This window comes from Pedobacter psychrodurus (genome assembly GCF_032678585.1).
GTDB classification, from domain to species: Bacteria; Bacteroidota; Bacteroidia; order Sphingobacteriales; family Sphingobacteriaceae; genus Pedobacter; species Pedobacter psychrodurus_A.
In genome coordinates, this window is sequence record NZ_JAVTSN010000036.1 from 65,058 (window position 1) to 77,874 (window position 12,817).

The following is a 12,817-nucleotide window of genomic DNA, read 5'->3' on the forward strand; positions in this document are numbered from 1 at the left end:
ATGCTATTCTTTCTAAACAAGCAAATGAAAACTAAAATTACTATCGTTCTGTTATTGCTGTGCTTTACTTATTCAAGCTATGCACAATCACTAAAACCCTACAATCTTTCCTTTCCGAAACTTGCCGATAGGTGGGATGAAGCCATGCCTTTGGGCAATGGGATGTTAGGGGTTTTAATCTGGGAGAAAAACAACAAACTCCGCCTTTCATTAGATCGTGCCGATTTATGGGACGAACGGAAAGCACTCGATATGTCGAAACTTACCTTTAAATGGGTAGAAGAACAGGTGCACAAAAACAATTATGCGGCTGTTCAAAAAATAGGCGACGAACCTTACGATAACAGTCCGTACCCCACTAAATTGCCTGCCGCGGCAATGGAATTCGATATCTCGAAACTGGGTAAAGTAGTATCTAATGTTTTGGATATCGAAACGGCTTTAAATACCGTAAAATTCGAAAACGGAACTGTTTTTAACTGTTATATCCATGCAGCCCAACAACAGGGCTACTTTAGCTTAGAAAACCTTAAATCTATCGCCATCTTACCCAATTTAATCGTACATAATTACGCCAACGATTTAATAGAAAAGGGCGATAACAGTCACGCCGGCGAAGGTTTGCAAAAACTGGGTTATGCAAAAGGCACGGTAACCCATACCCCAAATAGCATCCGTTATCATCAGCCAACTTATCAGGGGCATTATTACGAGGTTTTGGTGCAATGGAAAAAGTTAGCCAAGGGCAAGGTAATCGGCTCCTGGACCATCAGCAGTGATAAAATTGCAACATTACCCATCATTTCAGCTACGGCGAAAGAACCAACTGGCTGGGCTACACATGCCAAATGGTGGAAAGATTTCTGGGCAAAATCGAACATTTCAGTTCCAGATCAGCTCATTCAAAAACAATACTATTTAGAAATGTACAAGTTGGGTTGCGTGGCCAGAAAAGGTGCGCCCGCCATTACTTTACAAGCTGTTTGGACAGCCGATAACGGTAGTTTACCACCCTGGAAAGGCGATTTTCACAACGATTTAAATACACAATTGAGTTATTGGCCTACTTATACCGCGAACCACCTGGCCGAAGGAGCCACTTTTACCGATTGGTTATGGAAAATCAGGGAAAAGAACCTGACTTATACCAAACAGTATTTCGGTGTGGAAGGTTTAAACGTTCCGGGGGTAATTACCTTAAATGGCGACCCTATGGGCGGATGGATACAGTATTCGCTTTCGCCAACCTTAAGCGCGTGGACCTCGCAGCATTTTTACTGGCAGTGGAAATACAGCATGGATGATGTATTTCTTAAAACAAGGGCCTATCCATATATCCACGAATCGGCAACCTATCTGGAGAACATCACCAGGCTGAAGGATGGCAAACGTACGCTACCTTTAAGTTCTAGTCCGGAGTATAACGACAACAGCATTAATGCCTGGTTTTTAAACTGGACCAATTTCGATTTATCCCTGGCTAAATTCTTATTTAAAGCAGCGGCCGAAGTAAGTAAGGCAAATGGTAAAATGGAGGAAAATAAACACTGGTTAGCGATATTGAATGAGTTGCCTGATTATGAAATAAATGAAACGGGCTTTACCATTGCCCCTGGATTTAATTTAACGGGCTCACACAGGCACATGTCGCAATATATGGCCATTTATCCGCTCGATTTATTGGATGTAAACCAGGAAAAGGATAAAGCCATTATCGATAATTCGTTAAAACGTTTGGAAGAAATTGGTACCAGGGCCTGGTGTGGTTATTCTTTTAGCTGGATGGCATCCTTATATGCAAGGGCTTACCAGGCTGATAAAGCTGTAAAACAACTGGAAATTTTTGCGTCAAATTTCTGCTCGCCAAATAGCTTCCATTTAAATGGCGACCAAAAAGGAGGGCAGTACTCTGGTTTTACCTACCGTCCCTTTACATTAGAAGGCAATTTTGCTTTTGCACAGGGTGTTCAGGAATTGCTGTTGCAAAGTAGAAGCGGCTATTTACAGGTTTTCCCGGCTGTACCGCAAAGCTGGGCAACTGTTTCATTTAATAATCTACGTGCCGAAGGTGCCTTTTTAATCAGCGGACGGAAAGAAAACGGCGTTCCAACGAAAGTGAAAGTGTATGCAGAAAAAGCGGGTGTGCTTAGAATTAAACTTCCCTTTAAAACCTTTGTATTGAAAGATCTTCCTGCCGGAAGTGTGAAAATGGGAGTGGACGGTATTGCAGAAGTAAACCTGAAGAAACAACAGACCATCACCTTTGAAAATGGTTATGAGTAACAGCTTTAAAGAAAAGCATTAACCGCAAAGAACACTAAGGACTTCGCAAAGCAGGCAAAGAAAGATTGTAATTAAATTTGTTAGCGCAGCGATCCGCTTAAATGATTCTAAAAAGTAGAGGGGGCTAAATCATCCCGGATGCCCCCTCTTAGTAGTCATTGCTAATATCACAGTAAGATTATAACTAAAGAGTAATGTGCGTCCCTATAGCTTCATTCTCTGTATCGCTTAGTTACCTGTGTGTATTACTAAATGATTAGTCAAAACTACTATTCGTAAGAGTTTGATAAAATAGGAAATAGTTATATGGGCATATATACTCCATGAATAGGGAAATTAACTCTATGAATGCCTTTAATATGGTGGCCATCCGATAGCAATCAGATCCCTCATAGGTGGAAACCTTAAAGCGGTTTTTGTGTTTTTTTACCACCAAGTCACAAAGGCACTAAGATTGTTAGGTATTAGCTTGGTGTTCTTGGTGGCTTTGTGGTTAAAATGGCCGGCTATCAGGGTGCCGATAGCGAGTAGCAGAGGATTCGTTTTTAGCTGTCATCCTGAGGTACGAAGGATCTCTGCGTAATTAACCACTATCCTTGTTAGATATAGTATCTCAAAATAAACATCATTTCCCCAAATTTTGCAAAACCCTCATAAACCAACTATCTTTCCAATAGTATTCAATCTTTTACCTGAATACACCTGATCAGATATAGAATTTTAAAACCTGCGAAATCATGATATCAAAAAAACAGCTCGAAGTATGTGCCTTCAATATACAATCGTGCCTTATTGCTCAGGAGGTAGGAGCGGCACGTGTAGAACTTTGCGATAACCCTATCGAGGGTGGAACTACACCTTCATATGGTACCATTAAGCAGGTAAGGGAAAATATTACTATCGATCTTTATCCCATCATCCGGCCCCGATCGGGTAATTACTATTACTCTGAAGATGAATATCAGATCATTAAAAATGATATTGAAATCTGCAGAACCCTTGGCTGTAACGGCGTTTCAGTCGGTACCCAAACCATTGATGCTAAAATTGATACGGAGTGGTTAAAGCGCATTGTAGAATGGGCCGGACCAATGGGCGTAACCTGTAACCGCGCCTTTGACGGTACTCCTGATCTTTTCGAAGCTTTAGAAGACCTGATAACATGCGGTTGCGAAAGGGTACTCACTTCTGGCGGGGCGATAGGCGCACCCCAGGGCGCAACAGTGTTAAAAAAACTTGTGGAGCAAGCTGGCGACCGCATCATCATTATGCCCGGGGCGGGAATAAAATCGGGCAACATCAGCACCCTGATAAATACATGCGGGGCAAAACAGTACCACGCTTCGGCAAGAGCCATCGCTCCAAATCCATTGAGCTATATCAATAGCGAAATAAATGATTATGGCAATGTGTATATCTCAAGTAAGGAAGAACTGGAGAAAATTTTGGAGGTGTTAAATCAATAATCGTCATTGCGGGAAGGTTTTTTCAGCCGACAGCCTACCCCAAATATTCGGGACTTCTTCTTGCATCCGATAACTATCGGATCCCGCGCAGGCGGGAATCTTAAAGCGCTTTTTGTTTTTTTTACCACCAAGTCACAAAGGCACTAAGAATGTTAGGTATTAGCCTGGTGTTCTTGGTAGCTTTGTGGTTAAAAGAGCTGAGTCGGGGGTCGGGAAGACGGAGGTCGGAGGTTTGGCGTTGTATAGTGTTTATTAGTTCGTCATTGCGAACTGAAGGGCAGGCTGGTGAGGCGGAGTGAAGCCTGACTGCTGCTGGCAGGCAATCTATTTAGAAAATATTTCAATATCAAATTTAGTATAAGCACAAGTCAGGCCTTTGCTTGGGCGAGCGCACTAAGACTTGCGCTAGAAAGGGTTGTACCGACCCAACACAATTAAAATAATTTACATCAGTCTTGATCTATAATCGTTGTAAAGCATACAACCATTGCCATCATACAGCCATAATAACTATAGCGCACAGCAGATATTTTGATCACTATAATATAAATGCCCTTCATCAATACAGCATCCAAATCCGTGTCCAATACATAGATTTGGATGCCGTATATTAGTTATCGGGAACTCGATGAGCTATTTAATAATTCCTCCTTGATCTATATTAATACCTTTACGGAATTTCGCTACGGTGGTAACCGGAGCGTCAGCAGGATAGCTAATATATTTTAAAGTAAGTGTATCACCAAGCACACTGAAGGTTGCCTTTTCATAGAGCATAAATGTTGGGTTTGTTTTTACCACCGGTTTACCTGGCTCTTGGCTGAGTACTTCATTAGTTTGTACCTTCAGGCTATCTGATTGTATTTGGTAGGTCCCCGTAAATCTGGTGGCATACCCCATCTTATCTCCTGATGATAACTGGAACTGATATACATCCGTAAATTTCAGTGTGCGGGTAATCCCCGTCAAATTCAGTTCCTGCCAATCCCCAACCAGAGCATTTTCTGCTTTTTCGTGCTGGTCCTTCTTGCAGGCCATCAGGCAAATAGAGAGTAGTGCAAGTGCACATGCGGTAGTCAATTTTTTCATAATAATGTTTAATAGTTTACTGCTTAAACGTCAATTCTACCAATAACGCTACAGGTGAAAAGGTTGAGGTCACAAGGCTGAACATGACTGTGTTCTATTACGCACCCGGTTGCTCGGTGCCATCCCATAGTGGCGTTTTTTGGCGAAGAGTTTTTATCTAGTTGCAATGAAAACTATGCTGTCGAAACGATTTGCAGGAGAAAGAATCATGACTTTTCACTTTTCTGCCGGAATTAGAAGATCATGGCAAGCCAGCAAAGGATGCTCTTGTACAAACGCTGTTAATTAATGTTTATCACCGGATTAGTTAATCTAAAATGCTTAGAAAATGCTAGATATGGAACAAATAGTCACTCAGGTGCAACTATACCTCTTGAATTTGCGTCCTTACTATAAAGATCTAAGAATTATGCCATTTTTTAAGAAAAACATATTTACACTTTTTATACTTGTGATGTGCACTTATTGTGCTTCTGGTCAGTATAAAGTTGCCTTGACCAGGAATGCATCAATTGGAACAAGCCCAAATGTCGAAACTTACTTTTTTGTAGAAAAGCTGGCTGTCGAACATATCGGCAATTATGTGTTTGATATCAAAGGCGTTGACTATTCACATCAGCCAATGGTTCATTTCGGTTTCGCAAATTTCAAGCTTTACCAAAACGATCCGATCATCCTGAGGGCAGCTGATATCCTTAAAAAAATCCGGGATACCCTTGCTGATAACGGACCGATATTGAACCATTTATTGAATCAGAAAGATTTTCCTGCAAAGGGAAGCCGCTTTGCTGAAGATAGATCGAAGGTTCAGACTTCTGAAACCGGGAACAAATTAATGCCATTATTCAATGAGCTGACCGATAGCCTGAGAAAGTTTTATATCAAGGCGAACGTCGCAGGATTTTTGAAAGACAACAGCGCATTCTATAAAGGTGCCCTTCGGGAGATAGCTAAAGATATCGACGGATCGGTTTATTCAGCTATTGAAAAGTGGTACGGTAATAAATTTCCAAATTACGAATTATACATATCGCCGGCAATGCCCATCACTCCGGGCGAGGGCAATTATAGGGGCTTTGGGCCAACTATCTTTTCTCCAAAAGGGAAAATCCCCTCAATGGTTGTCAGTTCGAGCGTGATGCTGGGCTTACAGGACAATTTATCTGCCTACAAAAAATATGGCTTTGATAGCCCTGAAGTAACACAGTTCCTTACCGTTCATGAGGTTTCACATGCTTTTGTTAATCCGCTGCTGGAAAAATATAAGGGACAGATTATGGCAGATTCTGCTCTGTTTGTCAAAGGACTAAAGGATACCCTGTCAACCAAGGGTATCCGCAACTGGTATGTTTGTGTGATCGAACACCTGGTCAGGCTCGGCGAGATAAGAATCGCCGTATCTGTTGGAAATCAAAAAGAGGCTGATCGGTTGCGGGTGCTTCATATCGGAGAATACAATTGCGTTTTGCTCCCATTGCTCGAGGAGAAAATTACAGAATATGAAAAAAACAGAGCAAATTATCCAACATTCGAGCGATACGTCCCAGAGCTTGTCCAATTCATGCACTCACTTACTCCGGAAATAGTAAATAACCAACTTTTAAAGTATGGAAATTATAAAACCGGTTCATAGTAAACAGCGGGTTTGCTTGAATAAAATAAATATATGTCTTGCACGCTTGATACACTCTTCATATAGACTAAATTATTACTGGAATACTGTGCCTCAGGTTTCTGGAAATACAACAAAATTAATAATCAATATTCAATGATAAATAGAATCACAAGGATTATAACAATTTTCATCTTCGCTCATATACATAATTCTTCAGCGCAATCTCCTTCAATCAAAAACCTGGTAGAAAGTTATGCTAATCAACATCAATTTAATGGAACAGTCTTAATCCAAAAAGACTCGACTGTGATTTACCACAAAAGTTTTGGTGTAGCCGAGCGTGCTTTCAATTCGCCCATTACCAATGAAACCAGATACCAGGTTTGCTCCTTTACGAAAACCTTTACAGCAGTCTTAATACTCCAACTTGTTGAACAGGGAAAAATTGATCTCCAAAAAAAAAATACTCGATTATCTGCCAGATTATAAGGGGCAGGGAGGGGCAAGGGTTTCCATTCATCAGCTGCTCAATCATACCTCGGGTATGAAGAACACGGATACCGCAAAAGATGAAAATTTTCTTAAATACGGGATCGGTTTTTACCATAAACCATATCAACTTAAAGAAATTGTGGCTAATTTTTGCTCAAATCCTATCGTTAATGAGCCGGGAACAAAATTTGACTATAATAACGGGGAATATATGATCTTGGGACGGATTTTAGAAGTAATATATAATATGAGCTATGAGGAAATATTGGATAAACAGATATTAACGCCTTTGGGCATGCATAATTCAGGACTGATCTCGCATTACAAATTGATAACTGGTCTTGCTACCCCATATTATAAAGACAAAAGTTTAGACCACCTAATTCCCAATATTCCGCTATATGTGGAAGATTTTTCTGCCGCTGGCGCAATGTATTCCTGCACAATAGATATGATGAAGTTTAATAATGCGTTGTTTTCGTATAAGCTGATTAAGCAGGAAACTTTAGCGCAACTGTTAACCCCTGGACTTGATGGTTATGGCTATAGCGTATGGATCCGTGGCGATCTGGAATATAAAAGAATGGAACGCTATGGAAGGATAGCTGGGGCCAATGGAGCATGGTTTCATTATTTGAATGGTGGCCTAAGCATACTTATCTTATCTAATACAAATCTAACCGATCTTGGGGATTACGCCAATAATATCGGGAATAGCATTTTGTCAAGAAAAAAATAGCTTAAGAGTTTTATGGCGGTTTAGCGAGGTTTAGCCTCTGTAACTGTAAAAACAATATCCCTTACCATTTCATCAAATACCCCCTTTTATTTTAGCTGACAGAATTTTTAAATATATTTGACTATGGAAACCTCTGAAAAAACAAAAAACATTCATCTTGGCCGTAAAATTAGCCGCATCCGCGAATTGCGCGGTATGAAGCAGGAAGCACTTGCCGCCGCCCTGGGCATTAGCCAGCAGGCCATTAGCAAGCTAGAGCAGAGCGAAGACATTGAGGATACCACGCTCGAAAAAGTAGCAACCGCTTTAGGGGTTTCTGCCGAAGCAATTAAAGGATTTTCTGAAGAATCTATATTTAATTACTTTAATACTTTTAATGATACTAGTTCTGGTGACTTTAGACAGCATTGTACATTTAATCCATTAGATAAGGTTGTTGAACTTTACGAAAGATTATTGGCCAGTGAGCGGGAGAAGGTTGAGTTATTTAAAAATAAATAATTTATTTAGTCAGGGGTCGGAAAGACGGAGGTCGGAGGTTTGGGGTAATATTGCGAAAGCTCAATCTTCTAAATCTCGCGCAAGTCTTAGTATCTAAATTTTATCTCTCATTCCACATGAACTATTTCCGATTGCAGGACACCATTTCTAAAGCAGAATTTATACAGAACGGAAGACCTGCTGTGTTTTTGAACCAATTAAAAGATGTTAATATCATTGTAGGTGCAAATAACAGCAGGAAAAGTAGGTTTTTACGAAATATAATCAAGCGGGAATCGAAACTTGTTCTTGAAGCTGATTTTGACCTTAATCAGCTTTTCCTGGAGAGTTTCGATATATTTAAGCCGCTTATAACAGTTTCAGCCAAGAGTATAAACGAGACTATTCTGATGGCTGACTTCTCCGGGCCTATCGATGAAAGTAGTATTGTACAAGACCTAAATGAGTATTTTTCTGCTTATCCATCTGCTAATAATACTCTTCATCTTGGTAAACTTACAGAGCACCTCAAAAACATCAATGACCAATTGCTCGCTATAGTAGTTGAGGACGGGGTTTCAGTATTAAAAAAACTTATCGGCCTAATACTACCTGTGGTCACCTGTTTGCTTGATATATATAATTACGTCCGGGAAGCTGGGGATAATAATCCCTTCCCAACCGAATCGGGAAAGATTGCCGCAAAAATAAGGTTTACCCTGCCATCTGTAAAAGAAGGTAATCATGTGGAAAATGTGGAACTCAAGTGTGAAATTTTTTCAAAGTTGAAAGCATATCTGACAAAACTAAGCACAGTGCAGTTCGAACCCTTTCGAAAACAGATGGTTTACATTCCAGTACTTCGGTCGTCACGAATGTTAGAAGGTGTCTCCGGAGACATTTTCAAAGCAACGATAATCAAGCAGCATAATCTTTCTGATGTTCCTATGCTCAGTATCGAGACTGGCCTAGATTTGTATGATAAGATTGAACTCGCCCGGAATGGTCCTAAGAAAAATAGACAAGATTTTGCTGAGTTTGAATCTTTTATCAGTGAGGTTTTTTTCCAATCAAGGGAACTTGATATCGTTGCGCAGAAAGCTAAAGGTAACAGCGAGAAGCATATTAGACTATCCATTGCCGGTGAAATGGATGATGTGGCAATTTATGATCTAGGAGATGGAGTTCAAGCAGTGATCAATCTGTTGTTTCCAATTTTTACTGCTCCCGACCTTTCGTGGATTTTTATTGATGAACCTGAAAATAATCTTCATCCCGGTTTTCAGAATATATTTATTAAAGCAATTTCAGAGAATGCCGCTATCTTAAAGAAGAATCATCGGTATTTTATCAATACCCACTCCAACCATGTGCTGTCAGAAACTCTTTTAAGTACTGCTGATGCTGAGATATTGGTATTCAGTCGGAATGATGAGACATCTTCTTCAATTAGATCATTTGCAGGAAATGAATATGCTACTCTGGAAATGCTTGGTGTATTAAATACTTCAGTGTTGGTCAGCAATTGTATCATTTGGGTAGAAGGAGTCACGGATAGACTTTATTTAAGAGCATTTATATATGCTTATTGCAATTCGGAAGAAAGTGAGAAGACTGCGCCGATTGAAGGAATGAATTATACTTTTATAGAGTATGCGGGCTCAAATCTGATCCATTACGACTTTATAGATACTTCGATGGATCCTGGGGACCAGCTTGTGATGCGGGAAATCAAATCTTTTTTTGTGAATTCCAATGTGTTTCTCCTTGCTGACTCGGATTTTAACAAAGAACTTAAACATGAGTTCTATAAGGGGATCAAGAAAGATAATTTTCAATATTTCAATACTGAACTTCCTGAAATCGAGAACTTGATACCTGATAATATCCTCAAAAGATGGTTGGTTGAAGAGATAAAATGTAAAGAAGACGAGGTAGAACTTTGCTTTCAGAGTAGAGATGTAGCATTAAAACTTGGCACTTATTTTACCGATAAATTTTCATATGGCAAAAAAAGCTTTCGAAAGTTTACCTCTGTCGGAGAAGGAGGAACATTGCGGGGCGACTACAAGAAAAGCCTAGCAGAATTTGTATATAAATCTGTTTTAGGGAAAAAAATTACCTGGATGGATTTAAAAGAAAGTGAGATTATTATCAAGCTTATTGAGGAACTATTGAAATTTATTTCAGACAAAAATTCAATGACTTGCTGAAAATTGTTTAGGGGAAATCCCAAAGTTAAACAAGTTTTAGTGCCTCGCCAAAAGTAAGTGCCGAACTTGTGCTTTAAATAAATTGCTCATCAAAATCTTTTTGCTAAAGCATAAGTCATATTGCCTAGAGGACTATACACAAGACTTGCTACAATAAAGGAATTACTTTTTTATAAATGGCAAAATTGCCTTTAATAACTTCTCAAGTCCATTTATGGAAATATCTTCATCTTCCTTTTTCTCAACTATCAAATGATGATTACCAAAATACTTACTTACTAACTCTTCTTTAATTTTTTGTTTTTTGTCTTCAGGTAATAATTCGATAAATGGGCCTATTGATGCCAATTCTAATTCCAGATTTCGGTTTTGCGTTTCTAATAATCGATGTTTATTTGACTCTCTTGATGCATAAACGGCAGGATATGTTAATACGGCGGCGGCTAATATCCTAACTAATGATTTGTATAGGTCAAAGTCACCACGACTTAACTCAATGATTGACCAGATTAATAGGGCGGACATGACAACCATAAAGGCCAAAGCAACCCACCGAAAAAAATTAGCACTCTGCTTATGTTGATTGGCAATATTTTGATAATTGCCAGTTACCCCAACGTTACCAACAATGTTTACGATCTTATTGGCTTCTGCAAGCTTTTTATTTAAGCTGGCAATTATTTCTTCTGACTGTTTAGATAAAGAATCCTTTTGCTCCTCGAAACTTTGTAAGTTAGCTTCTAAGTCATTTTCAATCTTGGTCTTAAAGATTTTCCTGTCCGTTTCAATGCTGTCACTGAATGTTCTTTTTAAAGTTTCTAGCGTAGTGCTATTACTTACTTTTAATGTCTCAAACTCTGAATTAAAGCTATTTAGGACGTTTTGGATTTCTATTTCTTTAGATGTAAGTTGTCCGTTTAATACCACGATTCCATCATTCGCAACCATCAAATTTTCTTTTGTGGATTCTAAATCGTTTTTAAGATTTGTATTTAGAGATTCTATTTCCTTGTAAGCGTTTTCAATTGTTTTTTGAAAATTAGCTGCCATTCGTGAGAAATCGAAATCAGTTTTAGTTATTGGTGTGGGAAGATTTCTAGCTTTTGCTATTGCGGAATAATAGTTATTTATTGCATTTGTAACATAACCCACATTGTTGTTTCCAAAATAATTATTTAGTTGAGCTGTTCCCGATTCAATTTCAGAACTCAAAGAAGTTAACTCTAATTCCTGAACTAATGTTGGGATTGTTAGTTTTAATTTGCTATCTATAAAATCAAGAGCAGACTCAAAAAAGTGGAAATTTTCAGAGCCCAATAATTCTTGCGTTTGTTGTTCTGATAGAACCTGCTTAAGTTGTTCTAGCTTTTCAAATATACTATGTCCTGAGAAATTTTCAGATGTCATATTCTATAGTAGGGTTTTTAACTAATTCGCTTGATAACTCGCCAATTGTTTACCCTAATATATGAAACCAATTAAAGCATTTGGTACGGGAAACCATAAATACTCATATTTAGTATCAATACCGTCCAACAGATAAAATCCAGCAAATCCGAAATAATAACATACACAAAAATATTTCACAAAATATTTTTCCTTTTTCATCTCTTTTACTATCTTTAAATCAGCCTAATATCCCACAGGCTAAGCCATAATCCCGCCAGCTATCCCATGGTAAATGGTTAATTCATCCCACAATTTTTATAGGAGTGCTAATTAACTTGAATATTTAACTAAAAACCATCTACAAATGAGTTTAAGTAACAGGGTTTCGGGAGAAATCACACCAGAGCAATCAGCGGCGATTGCAGCTGCGTTCGAAGCATTAAAAACAGCTTTAGCGCCAGTTTTGTTAATCAGTTTAACCGCCGAAGAAAGAATGGCAAGCCTTAAAATGGGCGATAAGACCATTGCTTTTGTAAACAAAACAATGGAGTATGCTACGCAAAGTCCAAGTTTAGTACCGGGTTATGTCGATTTAACCGAAGCCAAAAAAGACCATAAACTGGCATCCTATATTTATGCCCTTTACCAGCAGATTAATACCCTTTCGCGTGGCCTGGAAGATACTGGTATGGTGGCGGGCAGCGAAGCTTACGAAGCCGCTTTAGTGATTTATTATTCGATTAAAGGGGCAAGCCGCTCTAATGTTACAGGTACACAGGCCATATACGACGATTTGAAACAGCGCTTCCCGAGCCGTGGAAAGAGAATTGATTCTCCATTATAACAGCCTCAAGTGTTTCTCACAACCTCATTTTTTAACCAGACCCTAATTGGGGCACCACATCGGTGTCCCAATTTTGCGTTATAGAGGCAATTGAAGTGCCGAGTCGATGCTTTTAGGTGGTGCATCGGAGCTTTTAGGTGGCGAGTCGATGCTTTTAGGTGGTGCATCGGAGCTCTTGAGTGGCGAGTCGATGCTTTTGAGCGGTGT

10 protein-coding genes are annotated in these 12,817 nt (G+C 39.2%); 8 read left to right on the plus strand and 2 right to left on the minus strand.

Annotation, left to right across the window (positions count from 1 at the left end; translation table 11 throughout):
* Positions 1 to 24 precede the first annotated feature (24 nt).
* Positions 25 to 2,283: a glycosyl hydrolase family 95 catalytic domain-containing protein gene (locus R2S57_RS21395; protein WP_316846981.1), complete on the plus strand. Its 2,259-nt coding sequence runs from the start codon at positions 25 to 27 to the stop codon at positions 2,281 to 2,283.
* A 737-nt stretch (positions 2,284 to 3,020) separates the two neighbouring features.
* Positions 3,021 to 3,749 (plus strand): copper homeostasis protein CutC, encoded by a 729-nt coding sequence (locus R2S57_RS21400; RefSeq protein WP_316846982.1) that lies wholly within the window; start codon positions 3,021 to 3,023, stop codon positions 3,747 to 3,749.
* A gap of 633 nt (positions 3,750 to 4,382) precedes the next feature.
* Here R2S57_RS21400 and R2S57_RS21405 read toward each other — a convergent pair.
* Positions 4,383 to 4,838: a hypothetical protein gene (locus R2S57_RS21405; protein WP_316846983.1), complete on the minus strand. Its 456-nt coding sequence runs from the start codon at positions 4,836 to 4,838 to the stop codon at positions 4,383 to 4,385.
* Between the two features lie 337 nt (positions 4,839 to 5,175).
* On the opposite strand from R2S57_RS21405, the gene R2S57_RS21410 reads away from it, so the two are divergent.
* The 5 genes from R2S57_RS21410 (at position 5,176) to R2S57_RS21425 (ending at position 10,377) form a co-directional block, all read left to right on the plus strand.
* A complete protein-coding gene (locus R2S57_RS21410; protein ID WP_316846984.1) occupies positions 5,176 to 6,471 on the plus strand; it encodes a DUF4932 domain-containing protein in 1,296 nt (431 codons plus the stop codon).
* Between the two features lie 135 nt (positions 6,472 to 6,606).
* A complete protein-coding gene (locus tag R2S57_RS30580) occupies positions 6,607 to 6,942 on the plus strand; it encodes a serine hydrolase (protein ID WP_410479097.1) in 336 nt (111 codons plus the stop codon).
* Positions 6,884 to 7,684 carry a serine hydrolase domain-containing protein gene (locus R2S57_RS21415; protein WP_316846985.1) on the plus strand — a complete coding sequence of 267 codons (801 nt, stop codon included), beginning with the start codon at positions 6,884 to 6,886 and terminating at the stop codon, positions 7,682 to 7,684. Before R2S57_RS30580 ends, R2S57_RS21415 begins: the two co-directional genes overlap by 59 nt.
* A gap of 123 nt (positions 7,685 to 7,807) precedes the next feature.
* Complete coding sequence (locus R2S57_RS21420; RefSeq protein WP_316846986.1) at positions 7,808 to 8,185, plus strand: helix-turn-helix transcriptional regulator; 378 nt, start codon at positions 7,808 to 7,810, stop codon at positions 8,183 to 8,185.
* A 116-nt stretch (positions 8,186 to 8,301) separates the two neighbouring features.
* Positions 8,302 to 10,377, plus strand: coding sequence for an AAA family ATPase (locus R2S57_RS21425; RefSeq protein WP_316846987.1), 2,076 nt, complete (start codon positions 8,302 to 8,304; stop codon positions 10,375 to 10,377).
* A gap of 162 nt (positions 10,378 to 10,539) precedes the next feature.
* Here R2S57_RS21425 and R2S57_RS21430 read toward each other — a convergent pair whose 3' ends face one another.
* Positions 10,540 to 11,784 (minus strand): hypothetical protein, encoded by a 1,245-nt coding sequence (locus R2S57_RS21430; protein WP_316846988.1) that lies wholly within the window; start codon positions 11,782 to 11,784, stop codon positions 10,540 to 10,542.
* Between the two features lie 346 nt (positions 11,785 to 12,130).
* Here R2S57_RS21430 and R2S57_RS21435 point away from each other — a divergent pair, with 346 nt between their 5' ends.
* Positions 12,131 to 12,610, plus strand: a complete 480-nt coding sequence (locus R2S57_RS21435; protein ID WP_316846989.1) for a hypothetical protein — start codon at positions 12,131 to 12,133, stop codon at positions 12,608 to 12,610.
* The last annotated feature ends 207 nt before the right edge of the window (positions 12,611 to 12,817 follow it).